A 13,945-nucleotide genomic window follows, 5' to 3' on the forward strand; every position below is an offset into this window, starting at 1 on the left:
CAGGGCCGAGGCTCCTCGCCTCACCCGCCGACGCCACGAGGAGATCGAGAAGGACCGCAATGACCGATTTGAGCCAGGAGACCGGACCGTACTTCGGCGAGTTCGGAGGCAGGTTCATCCCCGAAGCGCTGATCCCGGCACTCGACGAGATCGATGAGACCTGGCGCAAATCCCAGGTGGACCCGGCCTTCACCGACGAACTCCTCACCCTGCAGCGCAGCTACATCGGCCGTCCCTCGCTGCTCACCGAGGCCACTCGCTTCGCCGAGCACTGCGGCGGAGCCCGCGTCTTCCTCAAACGCGAAGACCTCAACCACACGGGCAGCCACAAGATCAACAATGCACTGGCCCAGGCGCTGCTGGCCAAACGAATGGGCAAGACCCGTCTCATCGCCGAGACAGGAGCCGGACAGCACGGGGTCGCCACGGCGACCGCCGCCGCCCTGCTCGACATGTCCTGCGTGGTCTACATGGGTGAGGAGGACACTCAGCGTCAAGCTCTCAACGTCGCCCGCATGCGGCTGCTCGGAGCCGAGGTCAATGCCGTGACCAACGGCACCCGCACGCTCAAGGACGCGATGAACGAAGCCATGCGCGACTGGGTGGCCAATGTCGACGACACCCACTACGTCATCGGCACGGTCGCCGGCCCCCACCCGTTCCCGGCGATGGTCCGCTCCTTCCAGAACGTCATCGGCGTCGAAGCCCGCGAACAGATCCAGGACATGGTCGGCCGTCTGCCCGACGCCGTCTGCGCCTGCGTCGGCGGCGGTTCGAACGCCATGGGCCTCTTCGCCGCGTTCCTCGGCGATGCCGACGTGAAGATCTTCGGCTTCGAAGCCGGCGGTGAAGGAGTCGACTCCGGCCACCATGCCGCCCGGTTCTCCGGCGGACGCCCCGGCGTCCTCCACGGCTCGGCCACCTACATCCTCCAGGACTCCGACGGACAGACGCAGGCCTCCCATTCGGTCTCCGCCGGCCTCGACTACCCCTCGGTCGGCCCCGAACACTCCCACCTCCACGACATCGGGCGCGTGACCTACGAACCCGTCGTCGACGACGAGGCGATGGAGGCCATGCGGCTGCTCTCCCGCACCGAAGGCATCATCCCCGCCATCGAATCCGCTCACGCCCTGGCCGGAGCCATGCGCATCGGCCGTGAGCTCGGGCCCGATGCGGTCCTACTGGTCAATCTCTCCGGCCGCGGCGACAAGGACATGACGACCGCCGCGAAATGGTTCGACTACATCGACGAAGGAGCGGTGCAGGTATGACGCACTCAGGACCACGCACAGGAACCACCCTCAACGCCGTCGCCGAGGCGGGCCGCAAGGCCGCGCTCATCGCCTACCTGCCCGTCGGATTCCCGACGGTGCCCGGATCGACCGAAGCGATGGTCGAACTCGTGCGCAACGGCGTCGACATCATCGAGGTCGGCATGCCGTACTCCGATCCCGGAATGGACGGACCCGTCATCCAACGCGCCGGCGAAGCGGCGTTGGAGAACGGGGTGCGCACCACAGACATCTTCACCGCCGTCGAAGCGATCGCCGAGGCCGGGGGGACCGCTGTCGTCATGAGCTACTGGAACCTCGTGCTCCAGTACGGCATCGACAGCTTCGCCCGCGACCTCGCCTCGGCCGGAGGCGCCGGAATCGTCACCCCCGACCTCATCCCCGACGAAGCCGGACCCTGGCTGGCGGCGTCGGCCAAGCACGACCTCGACCGGATCTTCCTCGCCGCACCATCGTCGACGCCCGAACGTCTGGCCCGGATCGTCGAGCACAGCTCCGGATTCGTCTACGCCGCCTCGACCATGGGGGTCACCGGTGTCCGCTCCGAGGTCGACAACCACGCCCGTGACCTCGTCGCCCGGCTGAAGGAAGCCGGAGCCGAACGCGCCTGCGTGGGCCTCGGCGTGTCGAACCGCGAGCAGGCGGCCGAGGTCGCCGAATACGCCGACGGCGTCATCGTCGGCTCCGCCCTCGTCCGGGCGCTGGACTCCGACGGAGTGGCCGGAGTCGGTCGTCTCGCCGCCGAGCTCGCAGAAGGGTGTGCATGAGCTTCAGCCCGGCATGGGTCGTCTTCACCGTCCTCGGCATCGGCCTCGCCCTGTGGATGACGAGCATCCAATGGCGCGCCCGCGGCGGCCACAAGGGAGACCTGTGGGCCATCACGGTCGTCGGTCTCCCGGCAGCCGTCGTCGGCGGACGCCTCGGACATCTGCTCTCGGCACCGGACACCTACTTCGGCCCCGACGGCAGTCCCCTGCGGACGCTGGCCGTCTGGGACGGCGGATTCAGCTTCTGGGGAGCCACCATCCTCGGCTTGCTCTCCGTCTGGGTGCTCACCCGCTTCCAAGGCATCAGGTTCCGACCGCTGCTCGACTCGGTCGCCCCGGGGCTCATCCTCGGCCACGTCGCCGGTGCCTTCAGCGACTGGTTCGACGGTCGCCTCGAACTGGTCACGGTGCTCACCGAATCGGTGTGGAACTTCATCGCCTGCGTCGTCCTCATCACCGTGTCCAAACGCCTCCGGCTCGGCTACGGTCAGGTCTTCGCCCTCTACCTGTGCCTGTTCGGCCTCGGCCGCATCCTGCTCGAGGCCCTGCGGATCGGCACTCCCGCCGCCGAGGATGCGCGCCTCCTCCTCGGACTGCCGGTCAACGTGTGGACGGCCATCCTCGCCCTGCTCATCGGCCTCGGCTGGCTCATCGTCTCCCGTCTGCGCCATCGCACCTATGAGACCGGTGTCTACACCCACGGATCCCGCACCCTGCTGCGCCGCCACCGTCGCGGAAAGCACACCTTCGATGTCAATGCGCCCAATATCGCCGAGACGTCCGGGGCCCCGCTGCCGTCGGTAGCGCGCGTGGCCGTCCCCGACGGCCCGCACGGTCGCGACGACACAGGGACACCGATCCGTCGCCGTTCGACGTCCACCGCATCCTCTGCCGATGCTTCCGGGGCATCTGCGGGCCCGGCAGACTCCGACGATTCGGCGTCTGCGACGGTGAGCGGCGCCGCGAACGACGCCGGCACGAACGACGCGGAGACCGCGGACGAACCGGGCATCGATCTCAACGGCCGCCACAGCTTCGGATTCTTCGGTGCGGTCACCTCCGCGATCTCGATCGTGCCCGATGTACGCGGAACATCGGCCCCCGAACCACGCGAAGACAGCCCCCGCTCGTCCGAAACCTAAGACGAATAGGTTCGCACTTCGTTCCTTTCTCTGCTTCTTCTGAAATTGCACATGGTGTAAGTTGAGACTCCGGCTGTGAGAGTGATCTCACAGCCGGGTTCGGAAAAACCCTTTCCGGACTCGTCCATACCGCAGAGGACAGCGCCGTCTTTTCGGGAAACACTCAACACCGAGAAGGCAGAACATGAACCACAGCGCTCAGCCGACCCTCAACACCACGGCCCCGCCAGGTCGAATCGGGCTCTACGATCCGGCGCTCGAACACGATGCCTGCGGTCTGGCGCTCATCGCCCGCTACCGGGGCGGAGCCGACCACGCGGTCATCACTCAGGCTCTCGATGCCCTGCGCAGGCTCGAACACCGCGGCGGAATCGGCTCCGACGACGGCACCGGCGACGGCGCCGGACTGACCATCCAGATCCCGCACGACTACTTCGCCGCCCGTCTCGCCGATTCCGGAATCTCTCTGCCGGCCCCCGGCACCTACGCCATGGGCATCGGCTTCTTCGCCCAGGACTACGCCACCGACCTCAACGCGGTCACCGCCCCGCTGACGTCGGAGACGCAGCCCGACTTCAGTCGCGAAAACGTCGGGAAGGACCAGGACGCGCTGGTGTCCCGAATGGCCGCGGAAGAAGGACTGCAGGTCCTCCATGTGGAGCCCGTGGCCGTCGACCCCGGAGTGCTCGGCCGCATCGCCGCCGAGACCATGCCGTCCATGCGCTATGTGTTCTTCGGCCTCAGCGCCGAGCATCCGGCCCGTGACGAGAACGATCTGGCCCGCCGGGCCTTCATCGTGCGGAAACGGCTCGACCACGCCGGCCTGTACTTCCCCTCGCTGTCGCCGACGACGCTGACGTTCAAGGGCATGCTCTCGACCGCGCAGCTCGACCGCTTCTTCACCGAACTCGGCGACGAACGCCTCACCTCGGCGATCGCGCTCGTCCACTCCCGATTCTCCACGAACACCTTCCCCTCCTGGCAGCTCGCACAGCCGTTCGGCACCATCGCCCACAACGGCGAGATCAACACCGTGCGCGGCAACCGCAACTGGATGCAGGCACGCGAATCGGCCCTGGCCAGCGACCTGCTCGAATCGCCGGTCGCGGACACGGACAAGCGACTCGAACGCATCGCCCCGATCATTCCCGCCGGGTCCTCGGACTCCGCATCGTTCAACTCGGTCCTCGAACTCATGGTCGCCTCCGGGCGATCCCTGACGCAGGCGATGCTGATGATGATTCCCGAAGCTTGGGAGAACAACCCGGCCATGTCCGAGGAACGGCGGGCCTTCTACGAATACCACTCGCTGCTCATGGAACCCTGGGACGGGCCCGCCTGTGTCGCCTTCACCGACGGTCGCCTCGCCGGAGCCGTGCTCGATCGCAACGGACTGCGCCCGGCCCGGTACGTCATGACCGAGGACACGGTCGTGCTCGCCAGCGAAGCCGGAGTCGTCGACCTGCCCGAAGCCGAGGTCACCGCCCGCGGCCGACTCACTCCGGGCCGGATGTTCCTCGTCGATGTGGAAGCCGGACGCATCATCTCCGATACGGAGATCAAGAACAGCCTCGCGACCGAGCATCCCTACCGCGAATGGGTCGAGGCCTCGGCCACCCGACTGGCCGAACTGCCCACCCGCGTCCACGTCAGCCACCCGAGCTCCTCCGTCCGGCGCCGACAGCGGACATTCGGCTACACGGAGGAGGAGCTGCGCATGCTCATCGCCCCGATGGCCGAAACCGGAGCCGAACCCCTCGGCGCGATGGGCAGCGATACCGCGATCGCGGCCCTGAGCACCCGTCCGCGACTGCTCTTCGACCACTTCCACCAGAACTTCGCCCAAGTGACGAACCCGCCGCTGGACTCCATCCGCGAGGACATCGTCACGAGCATGTCGGCAGGAATCGGCCGCGAAGGCAACCTCCTGTGCTCCACTCAGCCCGACTCCGCCCATATCCTGCTCGAGCGGCCCGTGATCGACAACGACGAACTCACGGCGATCGCGCACCTGGCCGGGCACCACCTCGGCGAGGGAATCACCCGCCCCTCGGTGACGCTGTCGGGTCTGTACCCGGTGGGCGCCGGAGAGGACGCGATGGCCCGTCGTCTCGCGGACCTGTGCGCGGAGGCGAGCGCCGCGGTCTCAGACGGTGCGGTGTTCCTCATCCTCACGGACCGGGAATCGAATTCGGAGTACGCGCCGATCCCGTCCCTGCTGCTGACCTCCGCTCTGCACCACCACCTCGTGCGGGAGCGGACCCGGACCCGAGTGAGCATCATCGTCGAGGCCGGAGACGTCCGCGAGGTCCACCATGCGGCCACGCTCGTGTCCTTCGGAGCCTCCGCGGTCAATCCGTACCTGCTGATGGAATCGGCCGAGGACCTCGTGAAGTCCGAACGGATCCGAGGCATCAGCGCCGAGGCGGCCGTGGCCAATGTGCTCACCGCGCTGAACAAGGGCCTGCTGAAGATCATGTCGAAGATGGGCATCTCGACCGTCCAGTCCTATCACGGGGCGCAGACCTTCGAAGCCCTCGGCCTGGCCGAGTCGGTCATCGACGAACACTTCACTTCGACCCCGCATCAGCTCGGCGGCAAGACGCTTGACGACATCGCGGCCGAGACCACGGCCCGACACGCCGATGCCTACCGGGAGGACCATCCGCGACCGGCCCACCGGAACCTGCTCGTCGGCGGTGAGTACCAGTGGCGGCGGGAAGGTCCGGGGCACCTGTTCAACCCGGAGACGATCTTCAGACTGCAGCACTCGACGGCGACCGGTCGCTTCGACATCTTCCGGCAGTACACGCGTGCCGTGGACGAACAGTCCGCGGAGCTGATGACTCTGCGCGGGCTCTTCGACCTCGTCCCGACCGAATCGGGTCCGATCGACGTCTCCGAGGTCGAACCCGCCGAGGCGATCATGCGCCGCTTCTCCACCGGGGCGATGAGCTACGGCTCCCTGTCCGCCGAAGCCCACGAGACGCTGGCGATCGCGATGAACCGGATCGGTGGGAAGTCGAATACCGGAGAGGGCGGCGAGGACGCCGAACGTCTGCTCGACCCGCAGCGCCGGTCGGCGATCAAGCAGATCGCCTCCGGTCGGTTCGGCGTCACCAGCCACTACCTCACCGCTGCCGATGACCTGCAGATCAAGATGGCCCAGGGCGCCAAGCCCGGTGAGGGCGGTCAGCTGCCGGGGGAGAAGGTGTACCCGTGGATCGCGAAGACCCGCCACGCCACCCCCGGAGTCGGACTCATCTCACCGCCTCCGCACCATGACATCTACTCCATCGAAGACCTCGCCCAGCTCATCCACGACCTCGGCCGGGCCAATGCGGCCGCGCGTGTCCACGTCAAACTCGTCTCCGGGATCGGGGTCGGGACGGTGGCTGCGGGAGTGGCGAAGGCCGGAGCCGACGTCGTGCTCATCTCCGGCCACGACGGAGGAACGGGCGCCAGTCCGCTGAACTCGCTCAAACACGCGGGCACCCCGTGGGAGCTGGGACTGGCCGAAGCCCAGCAGACGCTCGTGCTCAACGGTCTGCGCGAACGCATCAGCGTCCAGGTCGACGGGCAGCTGAAGACCGGGCGCGACGTCATCATCGCCGCCCTGCTCGGGGCCGAAGAGTTCGGATTCGCCACCACCGCCCTCGTCGTCTCGGGATGCATCATGATGCGCGTGTGCCATCAGGACACCTGCCCGGTCGGTGTGGCCACACAGAACCCGAAGCTGCGCGAACGGTTCCACGGCCAAGCCGACCATGTCGTGAACTTCTTCACCTTCATCGCCGAGGAGGTCCGCAGCTACCTCGCCCAGCTGGGGCTGCGCAGCCTCGACGAAGCGATCGGAGCGGTCGAACGTCTGCGCATCGACGCAGACCGGGCGGCCGCCTCGGGACTGGATCTGGACCTGACCCCGATCCTCACCGTCCCGACCGACCTCCACGGCAGGCCCGCCTCGGCGAGGGTGAGCGATCCGCGCACCCCACGCGACTTCGCAGACGAACTCGACGAGCGCCTGCTCGAGCAGGCCGGAGCCGACCTCGCCGCGGGAGCCCCGGTGCACCTGAGCGCGAAGGTGGCGAACACGGACCGGTCGGTCGGCACTCTGCTCGGCCACCGGGTGACCCAGGCCCACGGCGGGGACGGTCTGCCGGCAGGAACCGTGCGCGTGTCCCTCGTCGGAACTTCCGGCCAATCCCTCGGCGCGTTCCTGCCGCGGGGGGTGAGCATCGATCTGCGCGGAGACGCCAACGACTACGTCGGGAAGGGGCTGTCGGGAGGCACGATCAGCATCGCACCCCGCCCGGAGAACCCCACCCGGCCAGAACACAACGTCATCGCCGGAAACGTCATCGGCTACGGGGCGACATCCGGGTCGATGTTCCTGTCGGGGATGGTCGGGGAGAGATTCCTCGTGCGCAATTCCGGCGTCGAGGCCGTCGTCGAAGGCATCGGCGACCACGGACTGGAGTACATGACCGGGGGAGTGGCGGTCATCCTCGGAACCACCGGACGCAACTTCGCAGCCGGAATGTCCGGGGGAACCGCATTCGTGCTCGACTTCAATCCCAGTCGCCTCAACCCGAAGGAACGGGCCGCAGGCGTCTTCCGATTCGGCGGCATCGGAGACTCCGACGCCCCAGTGCTGCAGAGACTGCTGGCCGACCACGTCGCGGCCACCGGATCACCGCTGGCCGGCGAACTGCTGGCGGGCCTCGACCGGGGCCAGGACATCCTGTCCCGCTTCACCAAGATCATCCCCGTCGCCTACGCGCGGGTCAAAGACATCCAGGACGAGATCGCGAACAGCGGCGAAGCCACTGACTCCGAACAGACCTGGCAGACCATTCTGGAGGCCGCTCATGGCTGATCCGCGAGGATTCCTCACCACCACCGAACGCGAACTCCCTGCCCGCAGGCCCGTGCCGATCCGGCTGATGGACTTCTCGGAGGTCTACGAGAAGGGCGACTCCGCACAGCTGCGCCGACAGGCCTCTCGCTGCATGGACTGCGGTGTGCCCTTCTGCCACCAAGGATGCCCCCTGGGCAACCTGATCCCGGAGTTCAACGACGCCATGTACCGCGGGGAGCTGGCGCGCGCCGTAGAGCTGCTGCATGCGACGAACAACTTCCCCGAATTCACCGGTCGGGCGTGCCCGGCCCCCTGTGAGAGCGCCTGCGTGCTCGGCATCAACCAACCCGCCGTGACGATCAAACAGGTCGAAGTCTCCATCGTCGACGACGGATTCGCCGCCGGACTCATCACCCCCGTCGTCCCCGACCGGATCACCGGTCACACCGTCGCCGTCATCGGCTCCGGACCGGCCGGGCTCGCCGCCGCCCAACAGCTGACCCGAGCCGGACACACCGTCGTCGTCTTCGAACGCGAGGACCGCCTCGGCGGACTGCTGCGCTACGGGATCCCGGACTTCAAACTCGAGAAGCACCATATCGACCGCCGACTGACCCAGATGCGTGCCGAAGGGACCCGGTTCGAGACCGGCGTCGAGATCGGCCGCGATATCGACTTCGCCGCACTGCAGACTCGCTTCGATGCGGTGCTCGTGGCCACCGGAGCCACTGTGCCCCGGGAGATGGACCTGCCGGGACGCGGACTCGGCGGCATCGAATTCGCGATGGACTACCTCGTGCCGTCCAACCGGGCACAGGCGGCAGACGGAACCCCGGGCGCAGACGCGGCACGGCTCATCGATGCGGCCGGGAAGCACGTCGTCATCATCGGCGGCGGAGACACCGGCGCGGACTGCCTGGGCACCGCTCTGCGCCAGGGGGCCGCCTCGGTGACGACCCTGGCCATCGGCAGCCAGCCGCCGCTCGAGCGCGGTGCGGACTCACCGTGGCCGACGGTGCCGCGGATCTTCGAGGTCCAATCCTCACACGAAGAAGGCGGCACCAGACGCTATCTGGCATCGACGACGCGCTTCGTCGGAGACGATTCGGGTCGGGTGTGCGGAATCGAGGTCGCGCAGACGCAGTTCGTCGACGGCCGCCGCATCCCGACACCGGGCACCGAACACGTCATCCCCGCCGATCTCGTGCTGCTCGCCCTCGGATTCAGCGGCCCGGAGACAGCGGCGATCGACCTCGAAGCCGCGGCCAAGGGCGGGTTCTCACGAGACGAGGGCTATTCCGCGCGTCCGGGCGTCTTCGTCGCCGGCGATGCCGGGCGCGGACAGTCGCTCATCGTCTGGGCCATCGCCGAAGGACGTGCCGCAGCCGCCGAGGTCGACCGGTTCCTCACCGGGTCGACCCGGCTGCCGGCGCCCGTGCGACCCACCGACGACGGGTTCAAATGTTAAGATAGTGCATGTCAGAAAATGAGAAGCGGCGGTGGTGCGGCACAGCGAAGTGCCGCATCCACACCGCCCGTGACCAGCGCAGAGCGGTGGCAGCCGTCCGCTGAGACTTTAGGTAGGGTGGAGCGTATGAGGCGTGCAAAGATAGTCGCAACTTTAGGTCCGAACCAGAACTCCTATGAAGAGATCCGCGAACTCGTCGATGAAGGCGTCGATGTCGCCCGATTCAATCTGAGCCACGGCAGACGAGAAGAGCACGAAGAGAAGTTCGCCTGGGTCCGCCAGGCCGCCCTCGACACCGGACGGCCCGTCGCCGCCCTCCTCGACCTCCAGGGGCCGAAGATCCGCGTGGGCACTTTCGCGGACGGCAAGGAAGAGCTCGTCGAAGGTGCCGCCTTCACCATCACCAGCCGTGACGTCCCCGGCACCGCAGAACTCGTGAGCACGACACTGCCGACCCTGGCGGAAGACGTCTCCGTGGGTGATCCGCTGCTCATCGACGACGGTCGCCTGCGCCTGCGCGCCACCGAGGTGACCGCCACCGACGTGGTCACCGAGGTCGAGATCGGCGGAACCATCTCCAACCACAAGGGCATCAACCTCCCCGGAGTGCCGGTGTCCGTCCCTGCTCTGTCCGAGAAGGACATCGACGACCTCAGATGGGGTCTGCAGCTCGGCTTCGACTGGGTCGCCCTGTCCTTCGTCCGCAGCCCGGAGGACATGAATGACGTGCGGGCGGTCATGGACGAGGTCGGAATCACCGCCCCCGTCATCGCCAAGCTCGAGAAGCCGCAGGCAGTCGACCAGCTCGACGAGGTCATCGACGCCTTCGACGGCATCATGGTCGCCCGCGGCGACCTCGGCGTCGAACTGCCGCTCGAGCAGGTGCCGATCGTGCAGAAGCGGGCGATCGAGATCGCCCGCCAGCAGGCCAAGCCCGTCATCGTGGCCACGCAGATGCTCGAGACGATGATCGATGCACCGCGGCCAACCCGCGCCGAAGCCAGCGACTGCGCAAACGCCGTCCTCGACGGTGCCGATGCACTCATGCTCTCCGGGGAGACCTCGGTGGGCGCTCACTGGGTCGAGGCGATCAGGACGATGAGCCGGATCATCAGTTCGACCGAGGAGCACGGCCTCGAGCGGATCCCGGCACTGGGCACCGTCCCACATACCAAGGGCGGGGCGGTGACCGCGGCAGCCGTGCAGATTGCTCAGCAACTCGATATCGACCTCCTGTGCACCTTCTCGCAGACCGGCGACTCGGTGCGTCGCATGTCGCGTCTGCGCCCGGCCTGGCCGATCCTCGGATTCACTCCGGACCCGCAGGTGCGTCACCAGCTGGCACTGACCTGGGGAGTGCACCCGTACCTGGTGAAGACGGTGCGACACACCGACCAGATGGCCCGCCAGGTCGATGCCGTTCTGCTCGCCGACGGCACTGCCGCCGAAGGCGATCAGAGCATCCTCGTGGCCGGTTCGCCTCCCGGAATCCCCGGATCGACGAACGCCCTGCGCATCCACACCATCGGTGATGCCGCGAAGGGTGTGACGGCCGCCTACCAGGACTCCTCGGACTCCGAGGAGGATCCGCTGGCCGGATACGGAGTCGTCGCGGAGGCGCCGATCACCCGTGAGGTGCCGATCGTGCGCGAAGGCCACGCGCCCCGCCACTGACCTCCTGCCGAAACGCCGGCGGCGTCCGCCCCTGTCACGGGAGCAGACGCCGCCGGCGTCGTCGTGTCGCGAGATCGAGCGCCTCGAGACCGTGTGCCGGGAGGCCGTGTGTCGCGAGACCGTGTGACGCTGGAATCCCGTCTGCGATGCAAGTCACATCGAATCACGGAATATCGCAGATTGCTCAACAGTTGTGCTCTCTGTTGCTCAATCCTCCCTGCGGATCTCAGGGGAGGTCCCGCTAGGAGAGGAAAACAATGAGACTGCCCGCCTGGAGCAAGTCCTTCGGAGTGCAGGTGACCATCGCACTCATCGCCGGTGTCATCCTCGGGCTCATCGCCCGATCATGGGGACCGGTCAGCGACACCACGGACAACTGGCTCGGCCAGACCCTGGACACCATCGGCTCGTCGTACGTCACCCTGCTCAAGGCCGCAGTCGTACCGCTGGTCATCACCGCGATCATCGCGAGCATCGGCAACCTGCGCAAGGTCACCAATGCCGCCAGGCTCGCCATGTCGACCCTGCTGTGGTTCGCCCTCACCGCCCTCATCGCTGTCGTCCTCGGACTCATCATCGGCGTCGTCATGCAGCCCGGCGCCCATGCCGACGCCGCTTCGCTCAGCGCCGGTGCGCCCGATTCTCAGGGCAGCTGGCTCGGCTTCCTCACCGGACTGGTCCCGGTGAACTTCCTCGGACTCGAGGTCGCCACCTCACCGGATGAGGCCGGAGGCCTGACCTCCGAGGTCAACTTCAACATCCTCCAGCTCATCATCGTCTCCGGAGCCATCGGCATCGCAGCGGTCAAGGTCGGCAAGGCCGCAGAACCGTTCCTCCAGTTCACCGAAGCGGCTCTGGCCGTAGTCCAGAAGGTCGTCTGGTGGATCGTGCGCATTGCCCCGATCGGCACGCTCGGCCTCATCGGCAACGCCGTGAATTCCTACGGCTGGTCCACGATGGGATCGCTGCTGTGGTTCGTCGTCGCCGTCTACATCGGGCTCGCGATCGTGTTCTTCATCGTCTACCCGGCCCTGGCCCGAGCCAACGGACTGTCCGTGCGCCAGTACTTCTCCGGCGTCTGGCCGGCCACCCAGATGGGCTTCGTCTCCCGGTCCTCGATCGGCACCATGCCCGTGACGCAGAAGGTCGCCACTGACAACTTCGGAGTGCCCCACTCCTACGCCGCCTTCGCCGTGCCCTTCGGTGCGACGACGAAGATGGACGGCTGCGCTGCGATCTACCCGGCGATCGCAGCGGTGTTCGTCGCACAGTTCTTCGGCATCGATCTCTCCCTCATCCAGTACCTGCTCATCATCTTCGTCGCCGTCATCGGTTCGGCCGCCACGGCCGGCACGACCGGTGCGACCGTGATGCTCACCCTGACCCTGTCGACCCTGGGCCTGCCGCTCGAGGGTGTGGGTCTGCTGCTGGCCATCGAGCCGATCGTCGACATGGGCCGCACCGCGCTCAACGTCTCCGGTCAGGCGCTCGTCCCGGCCATCGTGGCCAAACGGCATGAGATCCTGGACGTCGAACGCTTTGATGCGCCGCGCGTCAACGGCTACGTTCCGCTCGCGGAGGAGGCAGATGTCGACGAGACCCGCACCGAGGATGCCGGATCCCGAGAACCCGCACCCGCAGACGCGATCTCTTCGGAACCCGCACAAGCGAATGCCGGAGAGGCCGTCAGCGGAGCCCAGCGCGACTGACCTCCCTGACGCACCGTCGAGGGCCGGTGTCGAACTCGTCCCCGCCGAGGGGCTGGCCGAGCACGATGTCCAGCAGGTGGCATCGCTGCTCGGCCGCCTCGTCGACGCAGGCGCGGCCCTCGGCTGGGTCACGGCCCCCGTGACCGCCGAGATCGAAGAACTCGTCGAGCGCCTGGCCGCTGGCGCAGGTACCGGGGAATCGGCTGCAGCTATTGCTCGCCGCGGCGACGAGATCACCGGCTTCGCGTACTGGACCCGGTACTCCCGGCCCACCTTCCGACCCCATGTCGACATCGAAAAGGTCGCGGTCGCCCCGGAGGCTCAGGGCCGAGGCGTGGGGAAAGGACTGATGGAGGCGCTCATCCGGGCGGCGCGTCGTCACGGCACCGAGGTCATCACCCTCGATCTGCGCGGTGACAATGCGGCGGCCATCGGCCTCTACGAGTCCCTGGGCTTCACCCGATACGGTCGGCTGCCGGACTTCGTGGCGGTCGGTCGGAAGCGCTTCGATACGCTCCTGTACTCTCTGGACCTCCGCCGCTGAATCGGCCGAATGGTGTGTTTGAGCGGCTTCAGAATTCATATGTGGTGATCTTGATCAGTGCGTATGAACTTTGAACCCGCGGGTGCTGGCACACCGGGTCGATGCACACCGGGTCGATGCGCATAACCCTGGAGTCATTCGCCCATTGGTCCCAGGGGATGCAAGAAGGCACTGTCGACATCACAGTCGACAGTGCCTTCGTCCGTACCGGATGCGGGACTCGAACCCGCACGTCTTTCGACAATGCATTTTGAGTGCACCGCGTCTACCGATTCCGCCAATCCGGCGCGTCACGAGCAGGCGCGAGGGGCCGTCTGCGCGACGGGGTCGATTCTACTGTGCGCGCGAACGGATTGCACAATCGACGCCGGCCCGCGACCAGTCCTTGTGCCCGACCGGGGCCCGCTCCCGGATCATCGACAGCGCCCGTCGGTGGCCGTCGTCACCGGTGGTGGCCACCCTCACAGAAGAAACTTGCGGGTCCG

8 protein-coding genes and 1 tRNA gene are annotated in these 13,945 nt (G+C 67.2%); 8 read left to right on the top strand and 1 reads right to left on the bottom strand.

What is annotated here, in order from left to right; genetic code table 11:
* The first annotated feature begins 59 nt into the window (after window positions 1–59).
* The 8 genes from trpB (at window position 60) to FHG09_RS03680 (ending at window position 13,460) form a co-directional block, all read left to right on the top strand.
* A complete protein-coding gene (trpB, locus tag FHG09_RS03645; protein ID WP_152346356.1) occupies window positions 60–1,274 on the top strand; it encodes a tryptophan synthase subunit beta in 1,215 nt (404 codons plus the stop codon).
* Complete coding sequence (gene trpA, locus FHG09_RS03650; protein ID WP_152346357.1) at window positions 1,271–2,062, top strand: tryptophan synthase subunit alpha; 792 nt, start codon at window positions 1,271–1,273, stop codon at window positions 2,060–2,062. The genes trpB and trpA overlap by 4 nt, the downstream gene beginning before the upstream one ends.
* Entirely contained in the window at window positions 2,059–3,204 is a 1,146-nt protein-coding gene (locus FHG09_RS03655; RefSeq protein WP_152346358.1) for a prolipoprotein diacylglyceryl transferase, read from the top strand. The genes trpA and FHG09_RS03655 overlap by 4 nt, the downstream gene beginning before the upstream one ends.
* A gap of 184 nt (window positions 3,205–3,388) precedes the next feature.
* Window positions 3,389–8,083 carry a glutamate synthase large subunit gene (gene gltB, locus FHG09_RS03660; protein WP_152346359.1) on the top strand — a complete coding sequence of 1,565 codons (4,695 nt, stop codon included), beginning with the start codon at window positions 3,389–3,391 and terminating at the stop codon, window positions 8,081–8,083.
* A complete protein-coding gene (locus FHG09_RS03665; RefSeq protein ID WP_152346360.1) occupies window positions 8,076–9,533 on the top strand; it encodes a glutamate synthase subunit beta in 1,458 nt (485 codons plus the stop codon). The genes gltB and FHG09_RS03665 overlap by 8 nt, the downstream gene beginning before the upstream one ends.
* A gap of 126 nt (window positions 9,534–9,659) precedes the next feature.
* The gene (gene pyk, locus FHG09_RS03670) at window positions 9,660–11,207 is read left to right on the top strand and encodes a pyruvate kinase (protein ID WP_152346361.1); all 1,548 of its coding nucleotides are present in this window, start codon (window positions 9,660–9,662) and stop codon (window positions 11,205–11,207) included.
* A 257-nt stretch (window positions 11,208–11,464) separates the two neighbouring features.
* Window positions 11,465–12,916: a dicarboxylate/amino acid:cation symporter gene (locus FHG09_RS03675; RefSeq protein WP_152346362.1), complete on the top strand. Its 1,452-nt coding sequence runs from the start codon at window positions 11,465–11,467 to the stop codon at window positions 12,914–12,916.
* On the top strand, window positions 12,879–13,460 hold the full coding sequence (locus FHG09_RS03680; RefSeq protein WP_152346363.1) for a GNAT family N-acetyltransferase: 582 nt from the start codon (window positions 12,879–12,881) through the stop codon (window positions 13,458–13,460). Before FHG09_RS03675 ends, FHG09_RS03680 begins: the two co-directional genes overlap by 38 nt.
* A 205-nt stretch (window positions 13,461–13,665) precedes the next feature.
* On the opposite strand, the gene FHG09_RS03685 is transcribed toward FHG09_RS03680, so the two are convergent.
* Window positions 13,666–13,747: transfer RNA gene (locus tag FHG09_RS03685), tRNA-Leu, on the bottom strand.
* Window positions 13,748–13,945 lie beyond the last annotated feature (198 nt).

Origin of the sequence: Brevibacterium sp. CFH 10365 (assembly GCF_009299785.1) — a bacterium.
GTDB classification, from domain to species: domain Bacteria; phylum Actinomycetota; class Actinomycetes; order Actinomycetales; family Brevibacteriaceae; genus Brevibacterium; species Brevibacterium limosum.